This is a genomic window from Corynebacterium genitalium ATCC 33030 (genome assembly GCF_000143825.1).
Classification (GTDB): Bacteria; Actinomycetota; Actinomycetes; order Mycobacteriales; family Mycobacteriaceae; genus Corynebacterium; species Corynebacterium genitalium.
Map to the genome: position 1 here is coordinate 1,992,704 of NZ_CM000961.1, position 22,614 is coordinate 2,015,317.

At 57.8% G+C, this 22,614-nt stretch carries 16 protein-coding genes and 3 pseudogenes; 8 read left to right on the forward strand and 11 right to left on the reverse strand.

Going from position 1 to position 22,614, the window contains the following annotated elements:
• Position 1: 1 nt before the first annotated feature.
• Positions 2-3,022, reverse strand: coding sequence for a DEAD/DEAH box helicase (locus HMPREF0291_RS09420; protein ID WP_005290664.1), 3,021 nt, complete (start codon positions 3,020-3,022; stop codon positions 2-4).
• Between the two features lie 121 nt (positions 3,023-3,143).
• Between HMPREF0291_RS09420 and putP the strand changes: the two genes are divergently transcribed.
• The 3 genes from putP to HMPREF0291_RS09435 all read left to right on the forward strand — a co-directional run bounded on the left by putP (position 3,144) and on the right by HMPREF0291_RS09435 (position 6,062).
• Positions 3,144-4,742: a sodium/proline symporter PutP gene (gene putP, locus HMPREF0291_RS09425; RefSeq protein ID WP_005290666.1), complete on the forward strand. Its 1,599-nt coding sequence runs from the start codon at positions 3,144-3,146 to the stop codon at positions 4,740-4,742.
• Positions 4,743-4,931: 189 nt separating this feature from the next.
• Positions 4,932-5,573: a GmrSD restriction endonuclease domain-containing protein gene (locus tag HMPREF0291_RS09430; RefSeq protein WP_005290668.1), complete on the forward strand. Its 642-nt coding sequence runs from the start codon at positions 4,932-4,934 to the stop codon at positions 5,571-5,573.
• 6 nt (positions 5,574-5,579) lie between these two features.
• Complete coding sequence (locus HMPREF0291_RS09435) at positions 5,580-6,062, forward strand: hypothetical protein (RefSeq protein WP_005290671.1); 483 nt, start codon at positions 5,580-5,582, stop codon at positions 6,060-6,062.
• Positions 6,063-6,179: 117 nt separating this feature from the next.
• On the opposite strand, the gene HMPREF0291_RS09440 is transcribed toward HMPREF0291_RS09435, so the two are convergent.
• Positions 6,180-8,207, reverse strand: coding sequence for a DEAD/DEAH box helicase (locus tag HMPREF0291_RS09440; RefSeq protein ID WP_005290676.1), 2,028 nt, complete (start codon positions 8,205-8,207; stop codon positions 6,180-6,182).
• Between the two features lie 123 nt (positions 8,208-8,330).
• Here HMPREF0291_RS09440 and HMPREF0291_RS09445 point away from each other — a divergent pair, with 123 nt between their 5' ends.
• Positions 8,331-8,807 (forward strand): carboxymuconolactone decarboxylase family protein, encoded by a 477-nt coding sequence (locus HMPREF0291_RS09445; protein ID WP_005290679.1) that lies wholly within the window; start codon positions 8,331-8,333, stop codon positions 8,805-8,807.
• Between the two features lie 20 nt (positions 8,808-8,827).
• On the opposite strand, the gene HMPREF0291_RS09450 is transcribed toward HMPREF0291_RS09445, so the two are convergent.
• On the reverse strand, positions 8,828-9,487 hold the full coding sequence (locus tag HMPREF0291_RS09450) for a LysE family translocator (RefSeq protein ID WP_040423781.1): 660 nt from the start codon (positions 9,485-9,487) through the stop codon (positions 8,828-8,830).
• Between the two features lie 179 nt (positions 9,488-9,666).
• On the opposite strand from HMPREF0291_RS09450, the gene HMPREF0291_RS09455 reads away from it, so the two are divergent.
• The 3 genes from HMPREF0291_RS09455 to HMPREF0291_RS09465 all read left to right on the forward strand — a co-directional run bounded on the left by HMPREF0291_RS09455 (position 9,667) and on the right by HMPREF0291_RS09465 (position 11,369).
• Positions 9,667-10,146, forward strand: a complete 480-nt coding sequence (locus tag HMPREF0291_RS09455) for a hypothetical protein (RefSeq protein ID WP_005290685.1) — start codon at positions 9,667-9,669, stop codon at positions 10,144-10,146.
• 4 nt (positions 10,147-10,150) lie between these two features.
• Positions 10,151-10,705, forward strand: a complete 555-nt coding sequence (locus HMPREF0291_RS09460; protein ID WP_005290688.1) for a hypothetical protein — start codon at positions 10,151-10,153, stop codon at positions 10,703-10,705.
• 250 nt (positions 10,706-10,955) lie between these two features.
• On the forward strand, positions 10,956-11,369 hold the full coding sequence (locus tag HMPREF0291_RS09465; protein WP_005290691.1) for a (deoxy)nucleoside triphosphate pyrophosphohydrolase: 414 nt from the start codon (positions 10,956-10,958) through the stop codon (positions 11,367-11,369).
• A gap of 300 nt (positions 11,370-11,669) precedes the next feature.
• Here the strand turns inward: HMPREF0291_RS09465 and HMPREF0291_RS12215 are convergent, their stop codons facing one another.
• The 3 genes and pseudogenes from HMPREF0291_RS12215 to HMPREF0291_RS09475 form a co-directional block, all read right to left on the reverse strand.
• Complete coding sequence (locus tag HMPREF0291_RS12215) at positions 11,670-11,846, reverse strand: integrase core domain-containing protein (RefSeq protein WP_462935965.1); 177 nt, start codon at positions 11,844-11,846, stop codon at positions 11,670-11,672.
• Between the two features lie 7 nt (positions 11,847-11,853).
• Positions 11,854-12,446: pseudogene (locus HMPREF0291_RS11870) on the reverse strand (IS3 family transposase); the annotation flags it as partial.
• 46 nt (positions 12,447-12,492) lie between these two features.
• Positions 12,493-13,714 (reverse strand): annotated as a pseudogene (locus tag HMPREF0291_RS09475) (IS256 family transposase).
• Between the two features lie 141 nt (positions 13,715-13,855).
• Here HMPREF0291_RS09475 and HMPREF0291_RS12195 point away from each other — a divergent pair.
• Positions 13,856-14,188: pseudogene (locus HMPREF0291_RS12195) on the forward strand (DUF3427 domain-containing protein); the annotation flags it as partial.
• Here the strand turns inward: HMPREF0291_RS12195 and HMPREF0291_RS09480 are convergent.
• The 5 genes from HMPREF0291_RS09480 to HMPREF0291_RS09495 form a co-directional block, all read right to left on the reverse strand.
• Positions 14,185-15,294, reverse strand: a complete 1,110-nt coding sequence (locus HMPREF0291_RS09480) for a DNA cytosine methyltransferase (RefSeq protein WP_232210299.1) — start codon at positions 15,292-15,294, stop codon at positions 14,185-14,187. The pseudogene HMPREF0291_RS12195 and the gene HMPREF0291_RS09480 sit on opposite strands and share 4 nt — an antisense overlap.
• A gap of 867 nt (positions 15,295-16,161) precedes the next feature.
• Positions 16,162-16,983, reverse strand: a complete 822-nt coding sequence (locus HMPREF0291_RS11875; protein WP_156774840.1) for a hypothetical protein — start codon at positions 16,981-16,983, stop codon at positions 16,162-16,164.
• 67 nt (positions 16,984-17,050) lie between these two features.
• The gene (locus tag HMPREF0291_RS11880; RefSeq protein WP_005290710.1) at positions 17,051-18,874 is read right to left on the reverse strand and encodes a hypothetical protein; all 1,824 of its coding nucleotides are present in this window, start codon (positions 18,872-18,874) and stop codon (positions 17,051-17,053) included.
• On the reverse strand, positions 18,867-19,850 hold the full coding sequence (locus HMPREF0291_RS09490; RefSeq protein ID WP_005290713.1) for a PD-(D/E)XK motif protein: 984 nt from the start codon (positions 19,848-19,850) through the stop codon (positions 18,867-18,869). Before HMPREF0291_RS09490 ends, HMPREF0291_RS11880 begins: the two co-directional genes overlap by 8 nt.
• Positions 19,847-22,495 carry a Z1 domain-containing protein gene (locus HMPREF0291_RS09495; RefSeq protein ID WP_156774841.1) on the reverse strand — a complete coding sequence of 883 codons (2,649 nt, stop codon included), beginning with the start codon at positions 22,493-22,495 and terminating at the stop codon, positions 19,847-19,849. Before HMPREF0291_RS09495 ends, HMPREF0291_RS09490 begins: the two co-directional genes overlap by 4 nt.
• Between the last annotated feature and the right edge of the window lie 119 nt (positions 22,496-22,614).

Genomic DNA, 22,614 nt, shown 5'->3' on the forward strand with positions numbered 1-22,614 from the left:
TTTAGTCCTCCCCTGCTGTGCGGTAACTCATCAACGTGGCCAGCTCTTCGGTACCCAGCTCGGTGATCCAGCCTTCGCCTTCGCCCACGACAGCGCCGGCGAGTTTCAGCTTGCCGTCCAAGATGTCCTGGATCGATTCCTCCATGGTTCCGCGGGTGATCATCTTGTACACCTGCACGTTCCGGTTCTGCCCGATGCGGTAGGCGCGGTCGGTCGCCTGGTTCTCCACGGCCGGGTTCCACCAGCGGTCCATGTGGATCACCATCGACGCTGCGGTGAGGTTCAGGCCGGTGCCGCCGGCGCGCAAAGACAGGATCATCGCGCGCGGCCCGTTCGGGTCCTGGAAGCGCTCCACCATCGTGTCGCGCTGCGTCTTGCTCAAGCCCCCGTGGAGGAAGGGGATCTCGTGGCCCAGCCGGTCGCTCAAGTACGGCTGGAGAATGTCGCCGAACGCCTTGTACTGGGTGAACACGAGCACACGCTGGTCTGTCTCAATCGCCTGGTCGAGCAGTTCCATGAGCATGGCTACCTTGCCGGAGCGGTGCTTGCCCTTGTCCGTCACGGGCGAGCCGTCCGCCTGGTAGTGCGCCGGATGGTTGCAGATCTGCTTGATCCGCGTGATCGTGGACAGCACCAACCCCTTGCGCGCCATACCGGTGCGGCTTTCCAGCTCCTTCTGCATCGCGTTGACCAGCGCGGTGTACAGCGCGGCCTGCTCGGGAGTCATGTCGACGGTGACCACTTGCTCGGTCTTTTCCGGCAAGTCCTCAATGATCGCCGGATCCGTCTTCAGCCTTCGTAGCACAAACGGCCCGGTGAGCCGCTGCAGGCGCTCCTGCATATTGTCAGCCAACGCTTCATCCCGGCGCGACTCGATGACTTTGGAGAAGTGGTTCCGGAAGAACGCCTGCGAACCCAGAATCCCGGGATTGACAAAGTCGAGGATGCTGCGCAGTTCCGCCAGCCGGTTCTCCACCGGGGTGCCGGTCAGCGCAATGCGGTGGCGCGCTCCAATTGCCCGCACGCTTTTCGACGCCTGCGTCCCCGTATTCTTAATCGCCTGCGCCTCATCGAGCACAACGTGGTCCCATTCGACCAATCCGAGCGTCTTGTAGTCCCGCCCGGCAATGCCGTAGGAGGTGATCAGCACGTCGAGCTCACCGATCGCGTCCACGAGCTCCTGTCCTTTGAGGCGGCCAGAGCCGTGGTGAACGCCGACGCGCATGCCTGGCACGAAGCGCTCTGCCTCCCTGGCCCAGTTGCCCACCACTGAGGTCGGAGCGACCACCAGCGTCGGGCCGGTCTTGCGGCCTTGGTCCGCCTCCACGGCGAGCAGGCTGAGCAGTTGGAGGGTTTTGCCGAGGCCCATGTCGTCGGCAAGCACCGCCCCCAGCTTGTTGCGCGACATGAAGTACAACCAGTCCACGCCACGGCGCTGGTAATCGCGCAGCTCCGCGTGCACGGTGTCCGGAATGGGCTGACGTTCCGGTGCGGGGCGGTCAGTGCCGCCGACGAGCGCGTGAAGCCAGCCCGGGGCGTCAACGTCGCCGGCGATCTCCAGCCCGCCGGCCTCCTGCTCTGCAGCAGACTCGAGGGCGAGCTGGCGCAGTTCGTCGGCAGTAATGAGGCCGTCTTCGACCTCCTGCTCCGTCAGCGACTCAATGTACTTGCGCGACTTGCGCAGGCTCGCCTGGTCCGCCAGCACCCATTGGCCCCGCAGACGGATCAACCCGGACTTGGAGGACACCAGCTGGGACATCTCCTCCGGGGTGAGCTCGGTGTCACCGAGCGAGAGTTTCCAGTCGTAGGCGACCAGCTGGTCGAAGCTGAACCGGCTGACTTCACCCGGCTCTGATTCCGCAGGCTCTGTCACCGAGAGCTTCGCGCTGGTCTCCATCCGCTGCCACGCCCGCGGCAGCATGACCTTGATCCCGCGCCCACCGAGGACGTAGGCGGTTTGGCCGACGAGGTTCATGATCTCGTCGGTGCTGAGGTAGCTGTCCCAGTCACCGTCTTGAGGTGTGCGCGGGGTCTCCGGGTGGCGCGGGTGCAGCTCTGGGTCGAGCAAAGGCGTCACTTCGACGGCCTTGCGCAGCTGGGTGCGCAGGCTGGCCATGGTGGACATGTCCAACTCATCCAGCCGGATCGGCCGGGGGGCATCTGTGCCGGACCGGACTTGAGCACGCACCGGCCACTGCACGGGGGCAGGCGTGCCGTCTCGTTCCCCGCCCAATCCGTCAACCATCATGGCGGCGTCATAACACTCCGGGTCCGCCGGTTCCTCAACGATGAACACCAGCTGCACGTTCACCGCAGTGATCGAGCCGTTCCAGTGCGCGATCTGTTTAGACACGCTCGCCCCACCCCGCCGCAGCGGGGAGGACTTCAACAGCGCGTCGGCAAAATCGTGCCACGGGTAGGCGCGTTGTTCGCCACGCACATGCTCCAACAAGCCGGAAGCAATCCAGTGCACCAGGTTCGTGGAAACGTCCTCCGCGACGTTCAAGTTGTTCACCGTGATCACGCCTGGGGCGGCGGCGATCATGTTCGCCAGCCAGCCGCGCTCCTCTAACCCGGTGCCCAACTGCCACTCGGGGAACCACATGCCGTCGTCAGGACGCACGCGGATGCTCACCCGCCCGGCGCGGACGAACCGGGTCAACCCGGTGTAGAGACGGATGATCCAGTACAGATCCGGGGCAATCGAGGCGCGCTGGGCCGCCGTCGCGGCCGGCGTCGGCTCATCCAGCATGGCCACCTGGCTCAAAAACCGCACCGTCTCCTCGGGCGAGAACGCAGCCGTGGGCACCTTCAATTGCACCTGCCGGCCCTTCGGTGTTTGCAAAGTGATCGGGTCGCGGCGGCGGAAACGTGAGTCGTCGATAAGCGACTCCACAACCTGGGGGAACGTGCCTTCCGGAACCTGCGAAGGCAAGAGAATCTTGTGCCCCTCCACACGCTCAACCCACAAGTTGAGCCCTGAGGCGGGAAGCCACAGGCCGTGGAGAAGGAATTTAGGCATAACCTCTTTTCTACCACCCTGGGTGACCAACAGAGCAGGCGCGAAAAGTTCAGGCACTCAGCTGTGTGTTATCCTATTCCAAGCTTTTTATCCGCTGCGAAACTTCATTCAAGGAGCGCACATGACTGAAAGTACGTGGATGATCATCGCTTTGGTGATCTACTTCGGCCTGATGCTCGCCATCGGTTACTACGGTTGGCGCCGCACCACCCAGTACGGCGACTACGTCATCGGCGGCCGCGACCTGCCGCCGTTCGTCGCCGGTATTTCTGCAGGCGCATCCGACATGTCCGGCTGGCTGCTCATGGGTCTGCCCGGTGCCTTGTTCGTCTCCGGCATGAGTGAGCTGTGGATCGTCATCGGCCTCTTTCTCGGGTCGTGGGCCAACTGGCAGTGGGTCGCTCCGCGCCTGCGCGCCTACTCGGAAGTGGCCAACAACTCGATCACCCTGCCGAGCTTCTTTGAAAACCGCACACACGATCAAACTCGCGCCCTGCGCGTCATCGCCGCGGTGATCATCATCTTCTTCTTCACGTTCTACGTCTCCTCCGGCATGGTCGCCGGCGGGCGTTACTTCGAGTCCACCTTCGACGGCGACTACATGACCGGCATGCTCATCGTCGGCGCCATCACGGTGATCTACACCTTCGTCGGCGGATTCTTCGCCGTGTCCTACACCGACGTCGCCCAGGGCCTGGTCATGTTCGCAGCACTGATCATCGTGCCGGTCATGGCCCTATTCGCCATCGACAACCCCGGCGGCATCTTCTCCTACCCGCTGGACAACCCCTACGGCCCGTGGGAAACCGGCAACCCGGACTACTTCAACTTTTTCACCGGTGTCTCCGCGGCCGCCATCATCGGCAACCTAGCGTGGAGTCTGGGTTACATGGGCCAGCCGCACATCATCACCCGCTTCATGGCGCTGCGCAGCCCGCACGAGGCACGATCAGGCCGCAACTCTGGCCTGATCTGGGTGGGCATCTGCTACATCGGCGCCGTTTTCACCGCGATCATCGGCGCATCCTTCTTCGGCCAAACGCAGCACTCCGTCACCGACCGCGAAGGCTTCGAGACGATCTTCCTGGACATGACCCGCGTGCTGTTCCACCCGCTGTTCGCCGGCCTGGTGCTCACCGCTGTCCTCGCCGCGATCATGTCCACCATGTCGTCCCAGCTACTGGTCACCTCCTCCGCCCTTGTCGAAGACCTGTTCCGCGGCTTCACCAAACGCGAACTGCCCCAGCGCACCTTGCTCATCGCCTCCCGCGTCATGGTGGTCATCGTCGCTTTGGTGGCCATTCTCATGGCCGCCAACCCGTCCGAGACCATCCTCGGACTGGTCGGCTTCGCGTGGGCCGGTTTCGGTTCCGCATTCGGCCCGGTCATCATTGCGTCCCTGTTCTGGCGCCGTCTCACCGCGCCGGGTGCCATGGCCGGCATGATCGTCGGTGCGCTGACCGTGTTCATCTGGGGTTCCATTCCGGCCACATCTGGCCTGATCTACGAAATGGTTCCGGGCTTCATCCTGGCCACTCTGGCCATGGTCATTGTCTCCCTGGCCACCAAGCCGGACCCCGCCGCTGAGGCCGAGTTCGACCGCGCCGGCGCCCTCACCGAGTACGCCATGGCGCACCCGGAAGTCCCCTTCGACCAGGCGTTGAAGGACACTCAGGTGCGTGGGACTGACAACGCGATGTCCGGCCACGAGCCGCGGTGATGTATCGGGCCCTGGGTTACAAGGTCGCGCCCCGGCATCCAGGCCCCCAGCCCCCTGGTCCATGAACCTCTGCCTATGAACTGAGTGGCCTCCCCCGGCCGCTGCCGTTTACTCAGTTCATAGGCAGAGGTTCATGGCGTCTGCGCCTCCCACGGAACCGATCGCCCCCGCCGCGCAGTCCAACAAGGTATGCCTTGGTTCCGCTTCTATCTCGCCATGCTCATCGCCGCCACAGTCGCGGTGGTCCCGTTCCCCACGCCGCGTTCGCTTATCGACGCCCCATCGACCCCCTCCCCTCGCCCCACCATCCTGGGTTATGACCGTGCCGCAGACTTCGGCGACTGGGGCATGCAGCCCACCGGGTGCACCACCCGCGAGGCCGTCATGGCCGATGCGTGGGACGTCGATTCATGCCGCACCCCTTACCGCCAGTGGGCTCCGTCCGATACGGTGCCTTTCACGGACCCCTACACCGGCGCCCCGCTCGACCCGGCCGACGTGGAAATCGACCACATTTTCCCGCTGCGCGCCGCCTGGGACATGGGCGCGCACGCGTGGCCGGCGGAGAAGCGCGTCGCCTTCGCCAACGACCCGATCAACCTCGTGGTCACATCCTCCAAGGCCAACCAGGCGAAGTCCGACATGCTGCCCAGTGAGTGGGTTCCTGACAACCGCCGCGTGCGTTGCGCCTACGGGGAACGTCTCGCCGCCATTGCGCGCGGCTACGAGCTTCCCCTCCCCCGCGCCGATCTACGTGCTATCCGCCGGCACTGTTCTGGCCTGCAGGGACTCGTGTCAAATGTAGAAATGCCTGTGCATTCCGTAGAGTGAGGTGCCATGACCACATTCCTCATTTTCCTGCACGTTGCCGCCGCGATCATTCTCATCGGTCCGGTCATGGTAGCCACCTCCGCGTTCCCCGGCGCCGCCGCCAAGGCGCAAGCTGGTGGCGAGGAGACCCTCGGACGCGCCTCCATCTACCACCGCATCTCTTCCACCTACGGCATGATCTCCCTGCTGGTTCCGTTGCTCGGCGCTGCCGTGCTGGCCTTCGACTGGGATTCCTACCGCTCTAACTACTGGTTCCACACCGCGATCGTGCTGTCCGTCCTGGCGTGGGGTTTCCTGTTCGGCATGGTGATCCCGCAGCAGCGCAAGATCATGGGTTCCCTCGGCGCCCTCAACCCGGCCGAGGCCGACTCTCGCGACGTCACCCCGGACTTCGAGTCCTCCCGCGTCAAGGCAGCTGCCGGCGCAGGCATTTTCAACCTGCTGTGGTTCCTGACGCTGATTCTGATGTTCCTGCCATCCCCGGCTTAAACCCCTCTGCCCTCCACGGGCCCAACGCAAAACCCAGCTACCAAGAACAAGAGATTCGCTTTTCGACGAATCCTCGCCTCTCAGTAGCTGGGTTTTCTCATGCCCAGGCGCGCAACCTTAGTCGCGCCAGTCGCGCTTGCCCCGGCCACCGCCACGGCCACCGTGGCCGCCGCGCCCCCGGCCGCGGTCGCGGTCGTCGTCACGCTTGCGGTAGCCGCCGCGTCCACCACGGCCGCCCCTGTCACCACGGTCGCGCGGCGGGGCACCGGTGTCGCGCTGAATGTTGATCAGCTGGCCGGAGATGCGGGTGTCGGACAGGCGGTCGAGCACGCTCTTATCCATGTTCTTCGGCAGCTCGACGAGGGTGAAGTCGCCGCCAATGGTGATGCGGCCGAAGTCGCGGTTGGTCAGACCGCCCTCATTCGCCAGCGCGCCGACGATGGCACCCGGGCGAACATTCTGACGCTTGCCCACGTCTAGGCGGTAGGTGTCAAAGTTGACGTCGTCGTTGTGGAACCGGCCCTTGCCCCCGCGGTTGCCACGGTCCCGGCCGCGGCCACGATCCCCGCGGTCACGGTCGCGACGATCCTCACGGTCGAAGCGCTCGCGCTCGCGGCGGTCGCGCTTGTCCTTCGGGGGCTCCTTCATCAGGAACTCATCACCCTGCTGCTGTGCGGCAAGCGCGGCGGCGATGTCCTCCATTGGCACGTCGTGGTCGACCGAGTAGCTGCGCACGAGTCCGCGGAAGAGTTCCATTTGGTCGTTTTCGAGGGACTCGGTAATGGAGTCGGCGAACTTGTTCATGCGGGAGACATTGACCTCATCCACAGTGGGCAGGTCCATCTCCTCGATCTTCGCGCCGGTGACCTTCTCAATGGAACGCAGCATGCGGCGCTCACGCGGGGTAACGAACAGCAGCGCTTCACCGGTGCGTCCAGCACGGCCGGTGCGGCCGATGCGGTGGACGTAGCTCTCCGTGTCGTTCGGGATGTCGTAGTTGAGCACGTGGGAGATTCGCTCCACATCCAGGCCGCGCGCGGCGACGTCGGTGGCCACGAGGATGTCCAAGCGCCCGTCGCGAAGCATGTCGACGGTACGCTCGCGCTGTTGCTGAGCGATGTCGCCGTTGATCGCAGCCGCGGAGAACCCGCGTGCTCGCAGCTTCTCGGCGATCTCCTCGGTCTCCTGCTTGGTGCGGACGAAGACGATCATCGCGTCGAACTCAGTCACCTCAAGCACGCGCGTGATGGCGTCGAGCTTGTTGCGGTGCGCGGTGAACAGGTAGCGCTGGGTGATGTTGGTGTTCGTGCGGGTCTTCGCCTTGACTGTGACCTCTTCAGGGTCGTTCAAGTAGTCATGCGAGATGCGGCGGATCGCGTTCGGCATCGTCGCGGAGAACAGCGCGACCTGCTTGTCTTCGGGGGTGTCCTCCAGAATGCGCTCCACGTCTTCCTGGAAGCCCATGTTGAGCATCTCGTCTGCCTCATCCAGCACGAGGAAGCGCAGGTTGGAGATGTCCAGCGAGCCCTTCTCCAGGTGGTCGATGACGCGGCCTGGCGTGCCGACGATGATCTGCGCGCCCCGGCGCAGGCCCGACAGCTGAATGCCGTAAGCCTGGCCGCCGTAGATCGGCAGAACGGAGATGCCACCGAGGTGGTCCGCGAAGGACTGGAAGGAGTCAGACACCTGCAGCGCCAGCTCGCGCGTCGGCGCGAGGATAAGGGCCTGCGGGTAGCGTGCCGACGTATCGATGCGCGCCAGAATCGGCAGCGCAAATGCCGCCGTCTTACCGGTACCGGTCTGGGCTAGGCCGACAACATCGCGGCCTTCCATCAACAGCGGGATCGTCTCAGCCTGGATCTGCGACGGCGATTCGAAGCCGACGCGCTTGATCGCGTCGAGCACCGGCGCTGGGAGCCCAAGGCCGTTGAAGCCCTCGGGCTTGGTCTCGGAAGTCTCGGCGTTCTCGCCGTCCTGGTTCGGCTCGGAGTTTTCAGCAGAGGTCTCGGCCGGAGCCTCAGCCGGAGTTTCGGTGTTCTCTTCAGTCTGGGTGTTGTGGGTGTCAGGCTGCGTATCAGCCTCTGTGCCGGCAACCTCGCCGGCGGTGTCGGCCTGGTCCTCGGCCGCGAAGTCATCTGTATTCATCACTGCCAAAGCCTACGTGAACACGCGATCTATAGCTATTTGCTGCGCTTTTGCTTTGCTTACCGTGCTCGAGCGCACCGGGCGCACAGTCCCCGCCGACTACTTCGCGCGTAGCGTGGTGTCATGACCGACAGGAATAGAAAGCCCATCCCCAAAGTCGCCTACGCCCCCATGCTGGGCCTTGAAACTTATGTCCGGGCACGGGTTGAGAAAGATTTCTCCCACCTTGTCCAACTCCGCGCGTCTGCGCTCAATCAGTGCGTCTACTGCCTGGCGATGCACCGTCGTGACGCACGCAAAGACGGTTGGTCTAAGGACAAGGTCTCCCAGGCTGAAGACTGGACGAACCACCGCGACGTCTTCTCGGACGCAGAACAAGCTGCGCTTGAACTGACTGATGCAGTGACGCAGATCCACGGCGAAGAGTCGGTGCCGGACGAGCTGTGGGATCGCGTTGAGGCGCACCACGGCGAGAAGGGCGCGCGCAATCTCCTCATGGCGATTGTCACTATCAACGCGTGGAACCGGATCGGCATCACCACTCGGTTGGATCCCCGTAGCCTCGCGAACGTGGATGCATTCGATCTCGGCGAGGAATAGCTGCCGCCGGTAGTGGTGAATCAGGCTTTCCGAGGGCTGTTCAGGTTCACGGCGCCCTCGGAAAACATCCAGGTTCCTAGGCCGATGAAGATCGATCCGGTGATCATGTCCACCGCGTGTCCGAAGCGTGACAAAAAACCGGCGAAAACGTCGACCAAGACCGCGAACCCGGCAGACATGACAAAACCGACCACGAATAGCGTGACGAGAATGATGAACATCCATTCCCATCCCATGCCCGGTTTAACAAATTGAGCAAAAACCGCGCCAAAGAAGAGAACTGACTTCGGGTTGGACAAATTCGTAGCCAACCCCACCACGAAGGCTCTCTGGGATACAGTTGACTGAGCAGCTCCGCTACTAGGCAGATCAGTAGCTATTCCAGACCGCCACGCTTTGAAGCCACTTCGCACTGCACTGAAGCCCATGTACAAAAGGTAGGCTCCACCCACTAACTGCAGTACCGAAAGCAGATGCGGTGCAGCTTGCATGAGGGCACTCAAACCCAGCAGAGAGGTGGCGATCCAGATCGCGTAACCCACCATGATTCCCGTGGCGCACGCGACACCAGCTGCACGTGATTTCACGCTAAACCGGATGATCTGCACGACATCCGGACCGGGTACGGCGACAGCAGCAACGAAAACCCCCATCAGGGCTAGAAAATCTCCGGTTGTCACAATTCTCCTTCGAAGTATGAGGCACGAATGGGAGCTGTCCTAGTCTCGGATAGCGGAACGTCGCTCTGGCCCCGTGGGATGCGGTTTAACGCGAGGAGTTTAGCGCAAACGCAACACCCCATGTGATGGAATGCACCACTTCGGCCCTTTAGCGGCCGCCATTCACTATCTTTAAAAGCATGAATTCACGCAGGTGGCGTTTAGGCGCTCTCATCATCGTTTCCACCGTGTCGCTCGCAGCATGCTCCGCCGAGGACACGAACGCAGCACCGGAAACCGAGGAAGCCACCGTGACAAGTGTGGCCACCGAAACTGCCGGCGAGAGCGCGACCACTCCCGCCGACGAGCGCCCCATCCCTGACGTGGTCCGCGAGGCCGTCGGCCCGCAATGCGGTGAGGCCACCCGCGACGGCGAGGCATACAACGTCATCGCCATCCAGGGCGGCGAGCGGTGCGACGAAGCAATGCAGGCCGTCACTGAGTTCACCTCCGAAGACTCCGAGGCTGTTGAGGAGTCTGAGGACACCTGGCAGGTCTCCAACGACTGGCGCTGCGGCCGCGGCACTCGCCTCGAGGGCGAACCCGAAGATGCCGAGGAATACACCGTGAACTGCTGGGACGCCGAGACGCGCGTGCTGCTATTACCCAAGCCGGAGTAACCCCATGGCAGCTTCACGACGCATCACCGCACTCCTCATCGCCTCCACCCTCACCCTCGTAGCGTGCGGCAGCGTGGAGCCCATCAAGGAACCGCCGATCGTTCAAAGCTCTGAGAGCACGTCGCTTGACGACGCCCCCACCTCCCCCTCCGACACCGTCCCAAGCGAGGAAGAACCCTCCACGTCGGACGAGCCTTCCGAGGATGAGACCTCCACCGAAGAAGAGCAAACTTCCGCTGCCGGGACGGTCTGCGGCGAGGTGACCAACGCGACGGGCGGGACGTTGAGTGTCGTCGCTATGCAGGACGAGTTGACCTGCGAGGAAGCAATGGAAGTCTTCACCGACTACTTCTCTGACTCGCCGTCCGGTATGCCGCCGCAGGGTTCCGGCGCGTTCTGGACCGCCCCCAACGGATGGGGTTGCAGCGGAAGCGCTTACCTCGTCCCGGGTGATGAGGACATTAAGTCCAACCACTACCCCGCCTGCGGCACGGAAGATACGAGGGGCATCGCGTTCGTCGCCGTCGATCCGGAGCGGGTGAGCGAACTTCCTGTTTAACTAGACGACCAGCTAGCTGCTAGTTCGGCAGCCCTGGTGCAGTGGGCGTCGGTATACGTGCGTTTCACTCCCACGCAAATGAAGATGCCCCCATCAACGGCGGAGCCGATCATTGCCAGCAGCCCGGGAGCCAGAAGCACTATCCCAGCTTTTTGCCTCGTGCTCGCCTTTCGTTTACTTTCGAGGTATCTGGCACTGGTAGCTATCTGCTTTTCCAGACGTGTGCTACGTCAACCATTACGATGAATCCATGGCCGAATCCAAGCCCGCAATTGAAGTCACCGGTGCCGTGATCATTCGTAACGGCACCGTCTTCGCCGCCCAGCGCGGCCCAGGCAAAGCACTCGCTGGCAAGTGGGAGTTCCCCGGCGGCAAAATCGAGCCCGGTGAGCCCCCCGAAGAATCCCTCGCGCGCGAGCTCAAAGAAGAATGGCTTATCGACGCCACCGTCGGCCCCCACATCACCACCACCAACCACAAGTACGACTTCGGCACCGTTCACTTATCGACGTTTCAATGCGCCCTGACCGGTGACCAAGAACCCACGCTCACTGAGCACGCTGAATCCCGCTGGGTGCCTATCGACGAGCTCGATTCCCTTGACTGGGCCCCGGCGGATGTGCCGGCGGTGGAGATGATTGTTCAAGCTTGGGAACAGCTTTAAATCAGCAAGGAAAGACTCTTGGCCCAGAACGAAAGCAAGAATCATGGTGGATGGCTAAACGTCCTCCGCTCCCAAGGCCTTGTTCAGCCGCCTTCCTCACTCGCTGAGAAGGAACAATTTCTTCTGAAACGAGTGAGATCCTTCTTGCATATCTATGACAACGAAAGAGCTCGAGCTTACATCCATCGGTCAAGTCCCGGGTAGTGGTGTGGCCGTTTCTGCTTTCGGCTCGGTATGAAGTTTGGGTTTGGTTAGGCGGTTAGCTGGTGTTGGTCTGAAGCGTCCTGGTTTTCGTTCCGCTTATTGAACGCCCAACGGCTGGGCGTGTGATTGTTGATAGTAGGTGTCTTCCATCTCTTGTGGGGTGATGTATCCCAATGACTCGTGCAGGCGGTGGTTGTTCCACCAGTGCACCCATCGAAGGGTCGCGATCTCGACTTCCCCAACCGATGCCCACGGCCGGTGGGGATAGATCAGCTCGGTCTTTCATCAACCGGGCGGTCTGATCACGACCGATGTCCCAGCCGGCGCGCTGCATGGCCTTCCACATCTTGCGTACCCCGTACACGCTGAAGTTGTCCTTGAAGACTTTCACCAATTCGGGGATAAGCAGCGCGTCTGACAAGCTCCTGGCCGACGGGGCTCGTGTTTTCGCTGCTCGGTAGCCACGAGAGGTGATAAACCCACATTCTGTCTCTTTCAATGTGCGACAGATGGCCTCGACCCCGAAGCGATCGCGATACGTGTCGATGTATTCGATCATCTTCTGGTGGGACGGTCGAGTTCCGCTGCGAAAAAAGCTGACGCGGTCTTCAAGATCTCATTAGCCCTGCGCAGCTCCTTAATCTCTTTCCGCAGACGCTTCAGTTCCTCGTCGACCGACTCGCCAGTGCTCCGCTGAACGTCGGGGGACACTTTGACAGGCTTCAACCAGTTGTTGAGCGTGTGCGCCGAGACGCCGAGCTTCTCACCGATCTCCTCCGCCGCCGCCCACTTCGAGCACCCCTCAAGCTCAACGAGCTCCTCGGCTAACCGCACCGCCTTGTCCTTGAACTCGTCACTGAACTTCCTAGGCATGATCCAATCCTCCTCTAGAAACGATCGGAACTAAACCCAGGACACTTCAGTCACCATGATCGTCTCGTGTGCGGTGCATGAGTTGTTTGGTTTGTTCGAGTGCGGAAAGTGACATGTAGCGTTTCTGTTGGATCCAGTCGTCATGCTGTTCGGCTAGGACCGCGCCGACAAGCCGGATGATGGATTCGCGGTTCGGGAAGATGCCAACAACGTCGGTGCGCCGGCGGATCTCCCGGTTTAACCGTTCGGTGGGGTTGTTCGACCAGATCTTCGTCCATACCGGTTTCGGGGCTGCGGTAAACGCCAAGATCTCATCGAGGGATTCTTCCAAGTAGGCCGCCACGGTCGGGAACTTCGGTTCCAGCAGATCGACGACTTCACGGGCTTGTGCCCAGGTGGATGTGGCATCAGGTTGCTGGAAGATGGTCTGGTACATCGCAGAGACCATCGGCCACTGTGTTTTCGGGACCTTTTCGTAGAGATTCTTCGCGAAGTGGGTGCGGCAGCGCTGCCAACCGGCAGCGGGCAGGACTTCAGATATGGCGTGTTGGATGCCCTCGTGCGCGTCACTGGTGATTAAGAACACCCCGGTAAGCCCGCGGGCTTTCAGGTCGGCGAAAAAGCCCTTCCACGACGCATTGGACTCCGTGGTGGCAACATGCATTCCGAGCATTTCCCGGTAGCCGTCGGCGTTGACACCGGTGGCGAGCAGGACTGCACATTTCACTACGCGCCCGCCTTCGCGCACTTTGATCGTCAAAGCGTCGCACGACAGATAGGCATACCCGCCGGGATCAAGGGGCCTGTTGCGGAAATCGGCGACCATATCGTCGAGTTCATCGGCCATGCGCGACACCTGGGATTTCGACAGGTTATTAATCCCCAATGTGGCCACCAGGTCGTTCATCCTGCGGGTGGAGACACCCTTGAGGTAGCAGGTGGCGATCACGGTCGATAGTGCGCGTTCTGCCCGCGTACGGCGCTCAAGCAGCCAGTCGGGGAAGAACGCGGGCGTGGCGCAGTTTCGGTACAGCCACATCGATTGTGCCCACACGTGTATCCAGGTCGCGGTGGCGGTAGCCGTTGCGGTGGTTGACGCACTGCTCAGAGGCGACACCGTAGTCGGCGCCGCAAACGGTGTCAGCTTGGGCAGACAAGATCTGGTTGATAAACCCTTGCAGCATCTGCCGCATCAGATCAGGGGATGCTTGAGCCAGCAGATCGTCCAGATAGGTTGTCGGGTCGATAGAATGCGGTGCAGCGGTCATCGTCCTGTGCCTTTCGGTGAGATGTGGTAGTTGAGTCGAAAGGTTAACTAGCGATGGCCGCCCCATCATTAGCTGGGCCCACCATCAGCAAGCGTTACACCACACTAAGGGACGCAACCGAAGTGCTCGCTTCTCTTTGTCACACTGGAGAAGGATAAACGCAATTTCAGCGCAGCGAGAAGATTCAAGGACTACCCAATTTCGCCGTCTAAATTTAGATGGGTTTCCCCAGCAAACTTGACACCCGATTCAAAACGCGGGAGTCGCCTGATCAACCACGACGATCTGAAAATCCGTGTTCTATTGGCTGCCCGTACCGCACGAGAGAACTCGATCGGCTATGCCCAGCCCTACTTACTGCTAGGTGATGTCAAACTAGAAAAATTCTGGGGCGAAAAACCTGTCCAAGTCGATTGGGACCTCCACCGGGCTATGCCTGCGAAATTCTTCGACGAACAGCGTGAGGCCCCCTAACTGACACTAGAAATCGTGTCTGCAATGCACTTCGCTATAAAATAACCGAGCAAGACCGGGACAGCATTCCCGATCATTTGCTCCTGGGTCGTTCTCGCCCCCAGCAAGCTAAATTCTTCCGGAAACGTTTGAATCTGTTTCCTTATCTCGATCGACAACGGACCGATTGATGGACGATCTGCGGCAGCTACGTCGAAACCAGGAACACAAGTGTCTTTAGGGTGCCATTGGTAAGTTTTCGGCATTGGGCGGTTCACTCCACGGATAGTGGGAGATGGCTCGCGGACACTGAACAAGCCTCTGCGATCATAGCTCCATGGGTGGCGATAGTATACGTCCGGCAAAATGCCCTCACCGAACCAATCAAGAAGAGTGACAGGCCCTTCAGCGGCTCTACTTCTAGCGAATGACTCCTCTTTTCGAACTATTGCTTCAAGAATGGCGTTGGTGATTCGGCCATCCTGAGTACCGATAGCGAACAGTCGCTTTCGACGTTGCGGTGTACCAATCACCGATGCATCGAGTACTCGAGTAAACAAATGATAACCAGCACGTTCCATCGACTGGAGGGCACGATTGTAAATTCCAAAATTTTTTGCGTTGGGCACGTTTTCCATCACAAAGAAAAACGGTTGAAATAAGCCCACTAATGCCGCAAACTGACTTGTCAAATCAGCGTTCGCATCCTCTAGCCTTTTCCCCGCGGTGGAAAAATCTTGACACGGCGGCCCACCAATAATCGCCGGGAACTCGCTGAGGGCTGAAAACTCCCCCAGACGACCCGCCGACTTATCGAAGTTTGCGAGATCCAGCATTTCGGCATGATGGCCGAAGTTAGAGTTGTAAGTCTCGATTGCCGGTTCCCAATGATCGAAGCCAGCCAAAACGTCAAAGCCTGCAGCCTGAAAACCTAGAGAGAGCCCTCCGCATCCCGAGAACAAGTCGACCACCCGGGAGCCTTGCCCGTCCAAGCGGTTAGCCGCAACACCCGCCGCCAATACGGACTCCCACTCGCGGCGAATCCCACCCTTCGATTTCAACCGGTGTGAATTGTCACTTCCAGCTAACGAAGGCGAAGGATCGCCACCAACGTAATTTTCGATCACCCTTCACCACTTTCAGTCGGCTCCTGATGTTATCACCGCTCAAAAGATGGCTGAAAAGTCCGTATCGCGGTCAGCCTAGGCGCTTACGAGTTTCAGCGATGAAGCTATCGACCAGAGCGCGAGTTTCCGTCTCGTCTAGTGCAGCATCGTCCACATACGCCAAGTTTCTAAGCATCCTACGAGCGGAGTCCTCGAAGACTTCCCTCCGGTTCACCGCACCGGCATCCCTCAACTCGTTACTAATTGCAAGTAGCTCTCGGCCAAAGGCCGATACCAAAAAGGGGTTGGCACCTATGGTGTCCGCGCGTTCCAGAAGATGGTTGAAATCGTGCTCATTCAATCCATCAATAAGATTAGGGTCTGCTTCGAATTGCACGGAGCGCCACCAATACCTAGCCCAGGTATGTCTTGTTAAGTCAGACCCAATCCAGCGCGGCTTGTACCACTCCCCTTCCCGAGACCCGCGTTTTCGAGCTACTGCATGTTTCCACCTCCAGTGAGTGAGATCCGGCAATAGTGCTAATGAGAACCAGCTCCAGACTTCCCGACTTCCAGACTCAGCCCAACGCATGGGTGTCAAGTCTCTAAATGATGCCATGAACTCGCGGTCCAAAACTTTCGCAGCTGCTCGGTCCAAGAGTACTTCTTGCGAATATCCGTACCGCGGATTAAAACCGTACCTGCTGGCGATTCCAGTGAGTTCATCGCGGACATGAAGAAGGTCGTCTTGACGGACGCGCGAGCCTACGCCATCGAAGTCGAACGCACCTAGACTTAGGTCGATTTTCGGGCCTGCCGCGAGCCCCAGTTCTCCGAATCGCTCTTCCGCACCCGTACGTCCCATCCGAGGCCAAATTAGGAATTCGCTCATTGCATCAACCGTCCAACACCAAGCTCCCTGACTAAAGCTTCAAATTGCGTCCTAATCAATGGCAATCGTCCGGCCTCGGAAGAGATATCCACTGGAACATCTCCCGTTCGCTTAACAAGATTGGCCAGAACCTCACCAACCGACCCATATTCGTGCCCTTCGAGTTCGAGTTCTCCACTGCACCTCAAGGCGTAAGCAATTCGTAATGTCTCTGCTAAGACCTCGGAAATCAAGTTGTCTAAGAGCAGCGATTGCACTTTGTTAGGCTTATCTGCTTCGAGAGCAGCGATTAATGCTTTATCTTTTTCGTTTATTAGAACTTGGAAACTAGAGCTAAATCTAGAATCAAGTACCGTAGAGGACTCTAAGTGCCACGACGCTGCTGCGGGTAAGTGCGTAACCGAAAAATCCACAACCGCCATAGGAAAACCTGACGCGGCGCGATCAAGAGTAAACCTGAACCTTTCATCAAGAAGGACACTCCCTACTCTATTTGCAACCCAAGGAGCGCAATCTGCAACATCCCGATTGACTATCAGCGATGTCCGCAGCTCGATGCCGGCACTTATCTCGTCTCCGTTGAGATTGGCTACAACGTTAAGTGGGTGATCGTGGATTGGAGCGCGAAACACCCGACGCCGAATTTTCGTTGCGTCACTAAACCAGCTAACTACTATTGCAAGCTCCGCGTTTTCGGGCAACCCTGTCTGTTCGATGATCGTGTTTCGGTCTATTTCGATGTTCCTGGTTAACCGCAGAGGTGTACCCTGCGTCCAATTATCGAATTGTTTTGGAAGTCGGTGTCGCTCATCTCCCATTACGTAATGCCAGGCTTCAGCTGTAATCGTAGTAGGTTCCGGGGTTAGAAACGGAACGGTTTTTTGTCTAAACATGAACAATCTCGACTATCGTCTTGACTGCGGTGTCGGGAAGGAAATCAAATCTTGCCGCTATTTCACCGGTTCGTAGATCGAGCAGGGAAATTTTAGGTTCGGAACTAATGAGCTCTTCGTCATCTACCCGATACCACCCTCTGAAACTTGGGGTCTGCGCGCCGCTTGGGCGATTGTTAGGGTCTTCCCGGGCCCCGTTTGCCAGTAGAACGTAGGCTACAGCCCTGATATGAACATCTTCGTTCGCCATCACTTGAACACAGTGCTCTACGCAGGCTCGACCATCCACCAGGCGTAAAGGTGATTGACCAAGATCAATGAAAGTTTTCGTGCTTCGGGAAGCGCGAGCCGTTTGTCCTGCTTCCCGGGAATCTTCGTTGCCTACTAAAGCAGTGGGAGCCAAGTAACTGCCCAGTTCACTCGATACCTTCCCGAGCCCTTGAACCAAGCGCGAACGAGCCCCTGATTTCGCTGCCACCAGAGCATTTGTTTCGGACTCAATGAATCCTTTCGCACCGCGAACGATGCCTAGATTGGTTCCGGTTAATCCTGCTGTCGCCCAGACATCGTGCGTAGGAGGTTCGGATTCGGCGAAGGCCTCATCAGCGAAGGCACTAGCCCGAAACACCCCTACGTACCCAACGTCAGTGGTTTGCATAGGCGCAGTTGGCACATAGTCAACGACGAGCTCTGCTTGACGCATTCGAGCAACGTGACGGTACGGAGGATGGATGACCGCGTGATCAAGAATGCTCCGAATATTATCGTTCAGCGTGTGCGATGCCGCAGAAACAACATAATCTACAGCAAACTCGCCTAGCGAATTAGGACGATACTTTTTCAACTCATAGTCAATGCCTTCGCGCTTTGCAATATTGTCTAAGGCTCGAGCAAAATTTCTGATGACAGGCACTGAAGAAATCTTCGGGATTTCTAGCTCAGTTCCATTCACTGAGATTGAGAAGTCTATTCCACGAGGCCGCTGAGGGGTCATAAACTTCGGCCAAAGATGCCAATAGACATGACTGCGAATTCGGGTAGCGAGCGACAAGAGCGTTTCTGACTCATCCTCTAGCGTCAAGTCTGGGGCAAGTACGATAATGTCGGTCCCAGTTTCGTTGCGTTCAAAACCTGGGAGCCCTAGTGATGTAGCGAGCTGCTGCGCTTCTTCGTTCAGTAATGGATCAGGGATACCGTCATTGACCACGCCCCACCAATGCCGGCCGGTAAATCGCCGACCGTCCGGTGAGTTGAAAGCTTCTCCGAGCGCAGCCCCCATAAGGCGCCGTTGCGTATCCCCAGCCCCATTATTCTGGGAGTCGACAAGAATCATCGAAGCTTTACTAATCCTATAAAAGATTCCCTTCCCGTAACCGTACGTACCGCCTCCTAGTTCGGAATCCCGGGCTTCTCCAACATTCCTCATGAACTGCACGAAATTGGCTATCTCATCCGTCGTATTCACTCGATCCGACCTTATAGGGCCGCCTAACCCAGTAGTACCTCGATCTGAAATCACAAGAATGACAGTCTCTGGACCCAGAGTGTTCAGCACTGCTGCTTGTTCCTCTGGAAGATTGTCATCTTTAAGTACGCGCGACCACTCGACGCTATTCTCACCTAGCGTGCGAAGCTCTACACGAAACTTAACTCCAAGATCACTTAATCGCGCATCCCACGAGTTCTGAACCGCTTCGCGAATCAAAACTTCATACTCACCGAGCTGAGTGGGCTTTCCAAGTTGTTTCTTGATTCCGGATCCGGTGTTGTCTCCCTCCGGACGCATCGGCTGGGACCACCATCGAGCATCATTCATTGAAAACTCCACCCAAATCCTGGGGTTCGACTGCCGACATGAAGGGGAGCACTGCGTTCAATGAAATGTCGTAATGCACGTTTGTAATCCCCTTACATTCGATTGCCGAACCAGTGATTCGGGGAAACGGATCCTCCACCCAGCAAGTCATGGCACCTTTTACCACAAAGCGATCACTGTCCTCAGAACTGCCGAAAACCCCAGACATGGCGGCTCTTTGTCGTAATGCGTGTTCATCTACCCGCCCCGAAATCACACGATCGAGCAATTCACCGATTGCGAAACCGTCATCGTGAGCTTCGACAGTGATCATCACTAGAAGGAGCGGTTTGGAATCTGTCTGGTCTAACTGCCTTAAGCCATTGATACGGACACGGTTCTTGTCTTGCGAGAAGCCCTTGACTTCAATTGACAAATTAGAGAGTTCGAAATCGTGTGGCTCCCGTTGGGGACCGGTCCAACTTTCGGGTGAAAAATCCTCTCGGCTTCGAATGACACTCTCGAGCACAAAGATCTCAGCGAAAGCCCCAATCTTTTCTTCAACCGTAAGCTTGGATGCTTTTGCCAAGGTAGCGAAAAGAGTCCTCCACTTTGCCACCTCGAGTACAGCCTCTTCGGCACCATCAAGGCTTCCGTCCAGTCGCTCAAGTACAGCTAGCACCAAATGGTCAAACTGATCATTTAGATTTGGGTTCAAGCATGCAATGTCTACATAACGGCCATACTCAGTTGTATCGTCAAAGAACTTGAACGCTCTCTGCCCTACCTCGACGTTTAATTCGCCATTTGCTCTAAGAGAGTAGCGCTTCGTTTTCGCTGGAACCAATAAGTGTCGGAGTCCATGCACGTCAAGAGCCAGCAGAACCTGGTTCCCGTTTGCTGTCAAGCCGAGCCGGACCGCATTCCATTCATCCGAATTGGGCAACCCTGCAGCAAGGTTCCACGCTCGGTGCAGGTCAAAACGAGTTAGATTCATGGCGCTTCTTTGTAGAGTTCCCTGGACGTATCAACCTGCTCGGGAGATTCTGCAAGTTCTACTTCTACTTCGTTGGCCTCTACTGCTCCCAGATCAACATGCATGTGGGTAGTTTGCTTCTTGGTTCGCTCGCTCTCTGAGTAGTTGGCCCTTGGAAAGACAATCGCGACTCCCAGCACGTGGAGTGCGCTATTCATATCGGCACGCCTGCCGGCTTTTCTAGTGTCTGTACTCTCCCGGTCAATCGGGTAGAGAACCAAAAGCCCCTTGTCCTTCACCTCAGGAGATTCCCATCTCTTTTCTTTCATTCCGGATTCCTTGAGCCTTCGTGCCTCGGAATTCGGAATATCAAGGTCAATAACCAAATCTTGCGGGACCATCAATGTACCGATGTCAGCGCGTCCGCTCTTTGAATCCTTAAGAGGGGCGCGGTTGACTAATCTCACTTCGTGACCGGCGAAGTCTGTGACTTTTTCTTCCCGATCGCCACCGCGGATCGCCACGTTCCAGAGGCCCATTTGGGGATTATCGGCAGCTAGACGCCCTTGAATATAGCGTTTGATAGCATCAGTATCCACATCCGGTTGATCCGAAGAGACATGATATCTATCAAGAAACTCCAGCACAGGCTCAACCGGAACATCACGGTATACGATGTGTGTGCTTTGCACTTCTTCCGGAGTTGACCGCCGCTTGGCTGCATTTATTAGTGCTTCACCGGCATTCCAGTTCTTTTCAAGCGTCTCAGTATCGATTTCGTAATCACGAATTTGAAGTCGAGCACCATTGAATGATGTCTGAGCCGCTACTGCTGCACCCATCTTGGCCGTAATTCTCAAAGTTGGGTGAGTCCTAATCCGCACGGCTGCTTCCCTAGGTGTTAAAGATTGCCTTTCGTACACTTCCATATCCGACCTCATCTCTTGTTCAACCAAGGCGAGATGGCGGAAGGATCTTCGCAGTTGATCGGTCGTCCAGATTCGTGGGAGTTCCTCGTACCCTTCACGAAACCCAAACCATCGCCCCATCTGCATCAATGTGTCATAAGTGTTACTCGGTCGAATGAAGACACTGGAAACAAGGCCGAGAAGAGTGATGCCGCGGGACAGTGTGTTTCCGCCGACTGCAACGATCGTGTTATCTTGCTTTTTCTTATAGTCGAGTCTTTCTGCGCTGCCGCTATTTTCGATTACTACCCGTACATCTTTAAGGACGGCAGGCAGTTGAGCTAAAACTTCGTGGAAGGTTTCAATCTCCCGACCAAAGATCGACGAATCGACGGCAGCGGTTTCTCGAAGCCACTGTTCTCTAAGTTCATCCAGAACAGTTTCGTCTAAAGAAGTTACACTTTCGCTCAGTTGAGTAATTTCCTCTTTGAGCATTTCTTCGTAGCTCTGATGCACTTCGATCTGGTAAGATGTGTGGATCAACATAGAGCTGTTCACGAACTCATCGGGATGCTCCCGGTTCCACCGGGCAGCTGTGGCTAAGCAGAACCACCTCACCGCTTCTCGCAGTTCAGGTGTCATTGTCGGATTGAAGCTGGACACCTCGTTGCGCTTCCTAGGTCTGTAGAGGAACTCATCTTCCTCGGGAATCTCACGGATCATGTCATACCCGTCAAAATCTTCTCCACCGTCAAGCACGTCTCGGCCAAAAAGCTTCTCCGGTCCGAAGTATCCTTCGGGGCGAGGTAGCGGGTATATGAAATCCTCCGGGTATAGATCGTCAGAGACATGCGGGTTAATAAATACGTTTGCGAACGGTGTCGCCGTGTACCCGATGTAGGTGCTCAATGGCATGAGCTGAAGGATCTCACGGATAAGAGGATTGATTGTATTTGTTTCAACGGAGGCTTGATCCGCCTCATCGTCGATTACGAGAACGTGATTCTCCTGGAGCTGCTTCTGGGCCGCATCTGTAGAGAGCCAGTCACGGAGCTTTCTCAGAACGACGTGATTCTTTTTAACAACAACGAGCAGAGTCTTTCCTGGGTTGTTGAGCAGAGATTCCGCATTGAAGGCGCTACCCTCCTCCTTAGCTTCCTCATCCAATCTCACGAGATCGAAATCCTGATTGCGTCTGGTGATTGGCTGCCATCGGCCGCGGTTCTCTTCTGGAGACAGGATCTCTTCCAAACGCGTTTGGGTCTGGCGGCGTAACGAATTATGAATTCCCGCGAGTACGATGACCATCCGATAATCCAAATCAGATGCTTTCGCGGCGACAGCCGTGAAGTTTGTTGTCTTACCGCTCTGAACAAAACCGACTACAAGACCCTTCCCCCTTCTCTTTCCTTCTCCTGCCTTAGTGTTAGGTGTCAACCCGATAATTTTATCGCTTGCCAGGTGAACTTCTTGGACCTGGTTTCCCCTGTTTTCCCTTTCCATTGACTTGACAAACTGACTCCAACTGGGATCAGTGGCCTGGGCACCCGCATACCAGCTTTCCTGCGCCCTTGCCATAACGGGCCCGCCGATACCTGCAACTCGCGCGATTCCAGTTGTGTACTTCTCTCGCATCGCCGCGATCTCATCTGCAGGCAAAATGTTGAGATTCGTCATTTGTTGCACCGCGGAGTCAAGCCCCTGCTGACGCGCGAGCGCAGTGAACATAACGTAGAAACCTTCATCGAATTCTGACACGAATAGCCTTTCTAGACTCAGTACCTGCAGCAATCGGAGATCATTCCGTAATAAATGCCCCTAAAGATTACCCGTTTTAAACGCTGCCCGGGGCCATTCCACTGACCACCAGACCAACT